This window comes from Bradyrhizobium sp. (genome assembly GCF_028868675.1).
In the GTDB taxonomy this organism is placed as follows: Bacteria; Pseudomonadota; Alphaproteobacteria; order Rhizobiales; family Xanthobacteraceae; genus Bradyrhizobium.
Window position 1 is genome coordinate 20,900 of record NZ_JAGWUA010000032.1, and the last position, 10,262, is coordinate 31,161.

General features: G+C 66.8%; 9 protein-coding genes. 2 read left to right on the plus strand and 7 right to left on the minus strand.

What is annotated here, in order from left to right:
- Positions 1–16: 16 nt before the first annotated feature.
- The gene (locus KGM94_RS06930; RefSeq protein ID WP_300256249.1) at positions 17–1,744 is read right to left on the minus strand and encodes an outer membrane beta-barrel protein; all 1,728 of its coding nucleotides are present in this window, start codon (positions 1,742–1,744) and stop codon (positions 17–19) included.
- Between the two features lie 180 nt (positions 1,745–1,924).
- On the opposite strand from KGM94_RS06930, the gene KGM94_RS06935 reads away from it, so the two are divergent.
- A complete protein-coding gene (locus tag KGM94_RS06935) occupies positions 1,925–2,932 on the plus strand; it encodes a KpsF/GutQ family sugar-phosphate isomerase (RefSeq protein ID WP_300256250.1) in 1,008 nt (335 codons plus the stop codon).
- Between the two features lie 67 nt (positions 2,933–2,999).
- On the opposite strand, the gene KGM94_RS06940 is transcribed toward KGM94_RS06935, so the two are convergent.
- The 3 genes from KGM94_RS06940 to hemH all read right to left on the minus strand — a co-directional run bounded on the left by KGM94_RS06940 (position 3,000) and on the right by hemH (position 5,713).
- Positions 3,000–3,443 carry an NfeD family protein gene (locus KGM94_RS06940; RefSeq protein WP_300256252.1) on the minus strand — a complete coding sequence of 148 codons (444 nt, stop codon included), beginning with the start codon at positions 3,441–3,443 and terminating at the stop codon, positions 3,000–3,002.
- 19 nt (positions 3,444–3,462) lie between these two features.
- A complete protein-coding gene (locus KGM94_RS06945) occupies positions 3,463–4,449 on the minus strand; it encodes an SPFH domain-containing protein (protein WP_300256254.1) in 987 nt (328 codons plus the stop codon).
- Between the two features lie 226 nt (positions 4,450–4,675).
- The gene (hemH, locus tag KGM94_RS06950) at positions 4,676–5,713 is read right to left on the minus strand and encodes a ferrochelatase (protein WP_300256256.1); all 1,038 of its coding nucleotides are present in this window, start codon (positions 5,711–5,713) and stop codon (positions 4,676–4,678) included.
- 81 nt (positions 5,714–5,794) lie between these two features.
- On the opposite strand from hemH, the gene KGM94_RS06955 reads away from it, so the two are divergent.
- A complete protein-coding gene (locus KGM94_RS06955) occupies positions 5,795–6,193 on the plus strand; it encodes an MAPEG family protein (protein ID WP_300256258.1) in 399 nt (132 codons plus the stop codon).
- Positions 6,194–6,355: 162 nt separating this feature from the next.
- On the opposite strand, the gene KGM94_RS06960 is transcribed toward KGM94_RS06955, so the two are convergent.
- From KGM94_RS06960 to KGM94_RS06970, 3 genes are read right to left on the minus strand one after another with little or no spacing between them, the layout of a single operon-like run.
- Entirely contained in the window at positions 6,356–7,411 is a 1,056-nt protein-coding gene (locus KGM94_RS06960) for a nickel/cobalt transporter (RefSeq protein WP_300256261.1), read from the minus strand.
- On the minus strand, positions 7,411–8,055 hold the full coding sequence (locus KGM94_RS06965) for a DUF1007 family protein (protein ID WP_300256263.1): 645 nt from the start codon (positions 8,053–8,055) through the stop codon (positions 7,411–7,413). Before KGM94_RS06965 ends, KGM94_RS06960 begins: the two co-directional genes overlap by 1 nt.
- 1 nt (position 8,056) lies before the next feature.
- Positions 8,057–10,147 carry a M3 family metallopeptidase gene (locus tag KGM94_RS06970; protein ID WP_300256265.1) on the minus strand — a complete coding sequence of 697 codons (2,091 nt, stop codon included), beginning with the start codon at positions 10,145–10,147 and terminating at the stop codon, positions 8,057–8,059.
- Positions 10,148–10,262 lie beyond the last annotated feature (115 nt).

Genomic DNA, 10,262 nt, shown 5'->3' on the forward strand with positions numbered 1-10,262 from the left:
GGGCATGACGGCGGAATCAATTCTGCAGCCGCACCCCCAGCATCACCACCGTCCCCGACGAGCTCGCGCCGATCACGTTCGACGCCAGGATGTCGTGGCGCAGCGTGCCCTTGATCCAGATGTTGCGGCTGAGCTTGTAGACGAGATCGCCTTCCAGCGAGTAGGTCTTGTCGTTGCGGTCCTGACCCTGGTAGTCGAGCGTGCCGTAGGTGAATTTGCCGATTGCCGTGAGCCAGCGGCGGAAGTCGTGATCGACCTCGAAGGCGTAGGTGCGCACCAGCACGCCGGAGGCGCCGGCGAGCGTAGTCTCCGCGAGCTGGGTGTCGGTGAAGAATTTCACCGTGGTGAGCGGCGTCGCGTTCCAGACCAGCGAGCCGGTGGTGAGGAAACCCTGCAGCCGGTTCAGGCGCGGGTCGACATAGTTGCGCGCGGCATAGCCGAGCGAGAGCTCGCCGGTGAGGATGCGCGTGAACTCGAAGGACGAGCCGACCTTGGCGTAGCCGCCGGATGAATCGCGGAAATAGCCGTTGCGGTCGGCGGGCTGGTCGTGCACGCGGCTGTCGCCTTGCACCTCCACGAACGGCTTCAGGCCGGGCTTGAGGTCGTAGGACAGGCGGCCGATGCCGCCATACTGGTTGAAATTGCGGTCGTCGTTGCTGAACGAGGAGCCGTCGGTGAGCTTGGAGTCCGTGTAGGCCGTGCGATCGACGGTGGCGCCGGCCGCGAACTGCAGGCGATTGAAGCTCTGGTCGAAGCCGATGGTGCTGCCGAAGGTCGCGTAGACCGGATATTTCGCGAGTCCCGCCTGGATGTTCGGGCTGCCGGGATTGTCGGTCGCAAGCCTCAAGCGCAGTTGCGAGGTCAGCTTGAGGTCGCGGTCGACGTCGATGCGGCCGTCGACATGGCCGTTGAAATCGGGACGGTCGATATTGGTCGGCGCCGGCGACACCGCGCCGTCGATCGTCGCGGGCAAGGTGTTGCCATAGCCGGTGAAGGAGCCGCGCAGATCCGCGACCAGCGCGTGGCGCTCCCAGTCGGACATCACGACGAGCTCGGGCGCCACCACGTAGAACGGCGAGCCGATCGGCTTGTTGAGGCGGGCGGGGTTCGAGTCGTAGCCGCCGGACAGCTCGACCGCGCCCTTGACCAGGAACGAGCCGGCATAGTCGCCGACCGGACCGAACGGGTCGTCGTCGAGCTTGAGGCGACGGCGCGCCGGCTGGCCCGGCAGGCTGCCAGCCATCGCCGGCGGCACCGGCGTCCTGTTGGCGGTGGACGACGGCGGCGGCGCGATCGGCGGTGGCGTGATGGTGGCGGTCGTCTGCGTCGGCGGTGGCGGCGTGCCGGGGCCGGGCGATCGCTTCGGTCGGGTCTGGCCCGGATAGTATTTCGGCTGCCTGCGCTTGCGGTTCAGCGAATCGTAGCCCCAGGCGGCCGCGCCGCTCGCCGGCTGCAGGCCGTAGGTCGGGAGCTGGCCGATCCGCGACGCCGCCGGCGGCGGCTCCCTCAGCTTGTTGAGCTCGCTGCCGGGGACCGAGGGCTGGTCCGTCGCGGTGTCGGCCGTGCGCTTGGTCGGCAGTGCGTCGCGTGAGATGAAGCCGCCGCGGTTGGGATTGAAGAGGTCGGGCGTGAGGCTCTGGGCCGCGACGGGTGCACTATGGAGCGCAGTCAGCGCAAGGCACGGCAAGGCAGCGCGAAGGAACGCCGCGCGCTTGCTCCGGCCGCTGGCTGGAGGCCACCCCACGATGGATAAAAACTCCAACGAATTCAAATACTTTTGTGACGAATTCGCGCGCTGCCGCGGAAACGTCGTTAATGGAGTTAAAACAATTATGGTTAATGCCCCGTTGAGGATTACCGCCCGACATCGCCGGGCCCGCTCGGCCATGCTAAGGAGGCGGCCCGATCCCCAGGTCCTGAAGACATGCCGAGTTCGAAACCGCTGATGACCGCATCATCCGGCCCCGTCCCCGCCGCCGTCGAATCCGCGCTCCGCACGCTGGAGACGGAGGCGAGCGGCATCAGCGCGCTGGCCGCGGCGCTGAAGGGACCGCTCGGCGCGCCCTTTGCGGCCGCGGTCGACCTGATCCGGCAGGCCAAGGGCCGCGTCATCGTCACGGGTCTCGGCAAATCAGGCCACATGGCGCGCAAGATCGCAGCCACGCTGGCCTCCACCGGCACGCCCGCCTTCTTCGTCCATGCCGCCGAAGCCGGCCATGGCGACCTCGGCATGATCACCGGTGACGACGTGATCCTCGCGCTGTCCTGGTCCGGCGAGCAGCCGGAGATGAAAAACCTCGTGAACTATTCGGCGCGCTTTGCGATCCCCATGATCGCGATGACGTCGAACGCGGACTCTTCGCTCGGGCAGGCCGCCGACATCGTGCTGGAACTGCCGAAGGCGCGCGAGGCCTGCCCGCACAATCTGGCGCCGACCACCTCGACGCTGATGCAGGCCGCGATCGGCGACGCCATCGCCATTGCGCTGCTCGAGGGCCGCGGCTTCACCGCGCTCGAATTCGCCAAATTCCACCCCGGCGGCAAGCTCGGCGCCATGCTGAAATTCGTCCGCGACTACATGCGCACCGGCGCGGAGATCCCGGTCAAACCGGCCGGCACCAAGATGTCGGAAGCGGTGGTCGAGATGTCGGCCAAGGGGCTCGGCTGCGTCTGCATCGTCAACGCGGCGGGCGAAGTCGCCGGCATCATCACCGACGGCGATCTGCGCCGTCACATGCGGCCGGACCTGTTGATCGCGACGGTCGACGACATCATGACGCGGCAGCCCAAGACCGTACCGCCCTCCATGCTCGCGATCGAGATGATCGAGGTGCTGAACGCGCGGAAGATCACGGCACTGATCGTGACGGAAGCCAACAAGCCGGTCGGCATCGTGCACCTGCACGATCTGTTGCGGGCGGGGGTGGCGTAGCGCTCTTATCTCGTCACGCTTGCGGGGGGGAGGTCCCGCTTCTACAGTCCGCACGCGGGGCGAAGTGCTACGCCGCCGCCACCGTCAAATTGGCGCCGTCGACCCGTACCACCTTGACCTTCGTGCCGGCGGGCGTATCGGGGCCGGCCACGCGCCAGACGGTGTCGTCGATGCGCACGGTGCCGGACCCGTCGATGATCGGCTTCTCCAGCGTAAAGACGCGCCCGAGCAGCGCGTCGGCGCGCTTGTTGAGGAAGGGGCTTGCGCTCGGCTCGCGCGAACTCTTGGCCAACCGCCGCCAGATCGGCACGGCCGCCGCGGCGAACACGGCGAACATCAGGAGTTGCACCTGCCAGGAGGGTTGGACCGCGAAGGACACCAGCCCGACCAGCAGCGCGGCGAGCCCGAGCCAGAACAGGAAGATGCCGGGCGCGGCCACCTCCAGCGCCATCAGGATGACGCCGAAGATGATCCAGTTCCAGGTTCCGAGCGTGACGAACATATCGGTCATGACACGACCTCTGACATCCCTACTGCGCCGGCGGCATCGAGCCGGCCGGCGGCACCGAGCCGCGGCGCGCGGCGGCGACGGCCGATGCGGCGCTTTCGCCGAACGTCGCCTTCGCGATCTCGCCAATGCCCGCGAGCGAGCCGAGCAGGCTCACGGCCTCCATCGGCAGCATGATGATCTTCTGGTTCGGCGCGTCCGCGAACTGTCCGAACGCCTTGATGTACTTGTCGGCGATGAAATAGTTCAACGAGGCGACGTCGCCCTTGGCGATGGCTTCCGACACCACCAGCGTCGCCTTCGCCTCGGCTTCGGCGAGGCGCTCGCGCGCCTCGGCGTCGCGGAAGGCGGCCTCGCGGCGGCCTTCGGCCTGCAGGATCTGGCCCTGCTTGGCGCCCTCGGCGCGCAGGATTTCGGACTGGCGCTGGCCTTCGGCCTGCAGGATGTCGGCGCGCTTGACGCGCTCGGCCTTCATCTGCCGGCCCATCGCTTCGACGAGGTCCGCCGGCGGCACGATGTCCTTGATCTCGATGCGGTTGACCTTCAACCCCCATGGCGAGACCGCGGCGTCGACCACGCGCAACAGCCGTTCGTTGATCTCGTCGCGGTGCGACAGCACCTGGTCGAGATCCATCGCACCCATCACCGAGCGGATGTTGGTCATGGTCAGCACGATGATCGCCTGTTCGAGATTGGCGACCTCGTAGCTCGCCTTCGCCGCATCGAACACCTGGAAGAAGGCGACGCCGTCCACCGTCACGGTGGCGTTGTCCTTGGTGATCACCTCCTGCTCGGGAATGTTGATCACCTGCTCCATCATGTTGATCTTGCGCCCGACGCGGTCGAAATACGGCACGATCAGGTTGAGCCCGGGCGACAGCGTGTGGGTGTACTTGCCGAACCGCTCGATGGTCCAGTCATAGCCCTGCGGTACGGTCTTCACGCCGGCGAGCAGCGTGACGATGACGAGCAATACCAATGCAATTGCGAAAATATCGAAACCGCTCATAGCTCCTCCAAGGCGGGAAAGGCCCATCCCGCGCCGTCTATTGGTCGGGACGGCTGCCCGGCCGGTTCAGCGGCGCTGTTGACGTCGGCGTCCGGCAGCCCTTCCGCAAGATGGACGGAGGAGGAACGCCTTTCGAAAAGTATTGGCAAGCAGGCTCTTGAAACGCCGCGGGGTCAACCTAGGACAAAGGTTAAGCCCTGCTGAAGCCCGCCGCTAAAGCCTGCCTTCAGAGCCACCCCTGTAGTTCGCGCAGTACCAGCGTCCGGATCACGTCCATGCCGGGATCGCTGTCGTTGAGGCAGGGGATGGCGGAAAACCGTTCGCCGCCATTGTGCCGGAAGATCTCGGCGTTCTCCTGCGCGATCTCCTCCAGCGTCTCCAGACAGTCGGCGGCAAAGCCCGGCGTCACCACCGCGATGCGGCGCACGCCCTCCCGCGCCAGCCGCTCCATCGTCTTGTCGGTATAGGGCTGCAGCCATTCGTCGTTGCCGAAGCGCGACTGGAAGGTGAGCAGGAGTTTTGACGCATCCATCCCCAGCCGGCGGCGCAGCGCCTCGGTGGTGGCGACGCAGTGGGTCGCGTAGGGGTCGCCCTTGTCGACATAGGATTTCGGCATGCCGTGGAAGGAGGCGACGAGCAGTTCGGGCTTGAACGGGAGGCTCGCAAGATGCGTCTCGATCGAGATGGCGAGCGCCTCGATATAGGCGGGGTCGTCGTAATAAGGCGGCGTCACCCGAAGCGTCGGCTGCGCGCGCAGGCGCGACAGCACGCGAAACACCTCGTCGCAGACGGTCGCCGACGTCGAGGCCGAATATTGCGGATAGAGCGGGACCGCTAGGATGCGGTCGCAGCCCTGCGCGATCAGCGCATCGATCCCCGAGCGGATCGACGGATTGCCGTAACGCATCGCCCAATCGACCGCGACATGGACGCGGTCGGAGAGCGCGGCCGCGAGCTTGTCGCTCTGCGAGCGCGTGATGGTCTTGAGCGGCGACTCGTTCTTCTCGTTGTTCCATATCTTGCGGTAGTCGAGCGCCTTGGTGCGCGGACGCGAGCGCAGGATGACGCCGTTGAGCACGAACTGCCAGACCAGTCCCTGGTCCTCGATGACGCGGGCATCGGACAGAAATTCCTTCAGGTAGACGCGAACGCCCGGAGCATCCGCCGTGTCCGGCGTGCCGAGGTTGATCAGGAGCACGCCGACGCGCTGCGGACCGGGCGCCGCGGCTGATTTGGCTGCATCGATTCCGATGACGCTGGACATGAAGCTGGGTTCGCGCGTTGCACCGAGCTTGTCAAGACGAGCCCGATTTCGCTACCTTTCACCCGAGAGGGGACGGAAACAATGACCCTTGCGGAATGGTGCGTGTTCGGAGCGCTGCTGCTCTATCTCCTGACGATCGTGGCGATCAAGTGGGCGAGATCCCGCCGCTTCGACAATGCCAGGCCGCGCGATCCGGCCTTCTACCGGGATGCGCTCGCCGAGCGGGCGCTCGGCGCGCACCAGAATGGCATCGAGGCGTTTCCGTTCTTCGCCGTCGCGGTGCTGCTCGCCGAATATCGCGAGTCCCCGCAGCGCCTGGTCGACGAACTCGCCGTGCTGTTCCTGATCGTGCGGATCGCCTATGTCTTCACCTATGTCGGCAACCGCCCGACCCTGCGCTCCATCCTCTGGAGCGTCGCCTTCGCGATCAACATCGCGATCTTCTTCATGCCGGCGCTGAAGCGCTTTTTGCCGGTGTGAGGCGCTTGCACCACTCCCGTGTCCCGGACGCGGTGCAGCGCCCCAAGGCCGTAGCCCGGATGGAGCGAAGCGCAATCCGGGGGCATCCGCGATTCGTGCCGTCCCGGATTACGCTTCGCTCCATCCGGGCTACGAAACTGCGTCCGGGCACGAGGATTCAGCTCAAAAACACGTCGTCCGTTCGGCGGCGAGGTAGCCGAACAGGAGGCCGGCGCCGAACAGCAGCACGAGGCCGGCGGCGCCGAACTCGATGCCGCGCATGATCAGCACGCCGCCGCCCTCGCGCCCCGCACTGAGACGCCGTGCCACGTCCCTGGCGGAGACTGCCACGACCGCGATGGTCGCGACCGTGATCGCGGTGCCGAGCCCCATCAGGAAGGTCGCGGCAACCCCGGCCCAGAACAGGCCCTGGGCGAGCGCGAACACGAGCACCAGGACCGCGCCCGAGCAGGGCCTGATTCCGACGCTCACGATCGCGGCGAGCCCGCGCCGCCAGCCGCCGGGCCCGGCGAGTTCGACCGGCTCCGGCCCGTGGGAATGGCCGCAATGTTCGTCATGGACGTGGTCATGTCCATGCGCGTGGTCATGATGATGATCGTGGCCATGGCCATGATGATGGCCGGCTCCGGCCACCGCCGGCTCCGGCCGCGAAGCCTGCAGCGCGCGGACGAAGGCGCCGCCTTTCACCCAGACCAGGCGGGCGCCGAAGGCCGCGATCAGGGCGTAGCTTGCGATCTCGATCACCTTCTCGGCGCCGCACATGGTCTTCGCGGTGGCGTTCAGCGCCCAGGCGGCGATGCCGACGACCAGGACCGCCACTAGCGCCTGCAGCAGCGCGGAGGCGAACGACAGCACGATGCCGCGCCGTGCGGTCTCCTGGTTGGCGACGAGATAGGAGGAGATCACCGCCTTGCCATGACCGGGACCGGCGGCATGGAATATCCCGTAAGCGAAGGAGATCGCGAGCAGCGTCCAGACCGCCGAGCCGTCGGATTTCGCGGCACGGATGGTGGCCGACATCTCGCGATAGAATTCGGACTGTTTGGCCAGCAGCCAGCCGAAGACGCCGCCAACCCCGGGCTCCGGCGCCCGGCGCGGCGCGCCGAACGGCGTTTGCGCCAGGAGGTCACGAAGCGCGGCATCGAGCGCGAGCCCGATTACGGCGAACGTGGCCGCGGCGAGCAGCCCGCGCGCCAGCAGCGAACGGACCAGCGGCATCACGGACAATCCACGGTGATCTTGTTGGCGAACATCAGGCCGAAATTCGCGTTCTCGCCGTCCGCAAAGGTCTGCTCGTTGAGCTTCTGCGCACTCGCGGCACCGTCGCCGGGACGCTCGAGCTTCATCCGGCAGCCGGCCGGTGCTCCCGCCAGCGTGACCGGGTCCTTCTCCGCCATCTTGAACTCGATGAAGAAGGCGCGGTCGAACACCTCCAGCACCAGCTGCTTCGGCTTGAGCGGGTTCTTCAACGGCAGCGTGAAATGCAGGGTCAGCAGCGCGTCCTTGTAGTCGAGGAAATAGTCGATCGGCTCCTGGAAGCGCTCCTTCCGCCCGTCGGCCTTGGCGAAGGTGAAATAGGCGTATTCCTTCAGCGACTCGACATTGGTTTGCGCCAGCGGCGCCAGCTCATCTTTGGTGTAGGCGCCCTTGGTCTTGCCTTCGAGCCCCTGCACCGCATAGGCCGAGAACATGTCGTCGAAAGTCCAGGCGTGGCGCACGCCGGTGACGGAGCCATCCGGCGCATAGATCAGCTCGCTCGTGGCGGTAATCCAGACATGCGGATGGGCCTGGGCGGCACCCGGCCCGAGCATGAGAACGGCAAGCAGCGAGAACAGTCCATACAGCCGGCGCATCGCCCCCATCTCAGGCGGCCTTCGCGTCTTCCAGCAAGCCCCGGCGGCGCAACAGCGCGTCGGGCTCCGGCGGCCTGCCGCGGAACGCGACGTAGGCGGCTTCCGGATCGACCGATCCGCCGGAGGAGTAGATGTCGTCGTGCAGGCGCTTGGCGACGGCGGGATCGAAGATGTTGCCGGCCTCCTCGAAGGCGCCGAAGGCGTCGGCGTCCATCACCTCCGACCACATGTAGCTGTAATAGCCCGCGGCATAGTGGTCGCCGGAGAAGATGTGGCCGAACTGGGTCGGCCGGTGGCGCAGCGCGATCTCCTCGGGCATGCCGATCTTTTCCAGCTCCTTCCGCTCGAAAGCCTGGACGTCCTGCACGGCGGAGGCCGGCTGGGTATGGAATTCGAGGTCGACCAGCGCCGAGGAGACGAACTCGACGGTGGCAAAGCTCTGGCCGAACTTCCGCGCGGCGAGGAAACGCTGCAGGAGATCGTCGGGCAGCGGCTCGCCGGTCCGGTAGTGTCTCGCGAACTGCTGCAGCACCTCGGGCCGCTCCTGCCAGTGCTCGTAGAGCTGCGAGGGCAATTCGACGAAGTCGGTGAACACGGAGGTGCCCGACAGCGACGGGTAGGTGACGTTGGAGAGCATACCGTGCAGGCCGTGGCCGAACTCGTGGAACAGGGTCCTGGCGTCGTCGGGCGACAGCAGCGCGGGCTCGCCGCCCGCGCCCTTCGCGAAGTTGCAGACATTGATGACCAGCGGCGCGACGTCGCCGTCGAGCTTCTGCTGGTCGCGCAGCGAGGTCATCCAGGCCCCCGAGCGTTTCGACGGCCGGGCGAAGTAGTCGCCGTAGAACAGCGCCTTGTGGCGCCCGTCGCGGTCGCGGACCTCCCAGACCCGGACGTCCGGATGCCAGGTGGGCACGTCCTTCCGCTCGGTGAAGGTGATGCCGAACAGGCGGGTGGCGCAGTCGAAGGCAGCGGCGATCATGTGGTCCAGCGTCAGATAGGGCTTGATCGCGGCGTCGTCGAAATTGGCCCGCTGCAGGCGAAGCTTCTCGGCGTAGTAGCGCCAGTCCCAGGGCGCGAGCCTAAAATTGCCGCCCTCTTGCGCGATCAGCCCCTGCATCTCGTCGCGGTCGGCGAGCGCGCGGGCACGGGCCGGCTTCCAGACCCGCTCGAGGAGGCCGCGCACCGCCTCCGGGGTCTTGGCCATGGAGTCTTCGAGCTTGTAGGCGGCGTAGGTCGGATAGCCGAGCAGCCCGGCGCTCTCCTCGCGCAGCTTCAGCACCTCGACGATGGTCGCGTTGTTGTCGTTGGCGTTGCCGTTGTCGCCGCGGGCGGTGAAGGCCTTGTAGACTTTCTCCCTGAGGTCGCGCCTCGCCGAGCTCTTCAGGAACGGCTCGACCGAGGAGCGCGACAGCGTGACGATCGCCTTGCCGGCAAGCCCGCGCTCCTCAGCAGCAGCCTTGGCGGCGGCAACGAAGCTGTCGGGCAGGCCCTGGCGATCGTCCTCGCCGAGCTCCATGAACCAGTCCTGCTCGTCGCCGAGCAGATGATGGCTGAAGCTGGTGCCGAGCTGGGCGAGCCGTTCGTTGATCTCGGCCATCCGCGTCTTGGCGTCCTCGGTGAGCCCGGCGCCGGCGCGGTGGAAGCGGGTGTAGGTCCGCTCCAGCAGGCGCAGCTGTTCCCCGGTCAGCCCGAGCGCGGCGCGGTTCTCGTGGAGCTGGGCGATGCGACCGAACAGCACGGCGTTCATCATGATCGGATTCCAGTGCCGCGCCATCCGCAAGGAAACCTCCTTGTCGATCTCCAGGATGGCCGGGCTGGAATGCGCGGAGACCAGGTCGTAGAACACCGCGGCCACCCGGGTCAGCAGCTTGCCGGAGCGCTCGAGCGCCGTGATGGTGTTGGCGAAGTCGGGCGTCGCGGGGTCGTTGGTGACGGCGGCGATCTCGGCGGAGTGGTCGGCGAAGGCCTGCTCGAAGGCCGGCAGGAAGTGTTCTGGCGCAATCTCGTCGAACGGCGGGGTGCCGAACGGCGTCGTCCAGGCCCTCAGCAGCGGGTTGGTCTCGGCCGGCACGGCGCCCGTATTCTGGCGGAGGTCTGACATCGCAAGTCCCGATTTTTGAGCCGATTTGTTGCGGCCAGCTATAACACGCGATGGGGCTTTTTTGGGCCATTTGCGCTTGCTACGGGCGGGCTTTTCGGAGAGATTGCGCCCCTCC